We start from the raw sequence: 243 nt of genomic DNA on the forward strand, positions 1-243 counted from the left end.
CCAGCGTGCCGCGCGTGCCGGCCGCGCTCTTCGTGATGATGGTGATGACACCGTTGACCGCGTTCACGCCCCACAGCGTGCTGCCGGGGCCGCTGCTGACCTCGATGCGCGCGACGTCCTCGAGCGCCACGTCCTGCGCGTCCCAGAAAACGCCGGCGAACAGCGGCGGGTAGACCGAGCGGCCATCGATGAGCACGAGCAGCGTGTTGGCCGAGTCGGCGTTGAAGCCGCGCGCGCTGATGG

At 70.4% G+C, this 243-nt stretch carries 1 protein-coding gene; it reads right to left on the reverse strand.

Features of this window, described 5'->3' with window-relative positions:
* On the reverse strand, positions 1–243 hold a 243-nt coding region (locus AC0IZJ_RS28670), incomplete at both ends, for a TonB-dependent receptor plug domain-containing protein (protein ID WP_471855675.1).

The sequence above is a fragment of the Roseateles sp. AC306 genome (genome assembly GCF_979253795.1).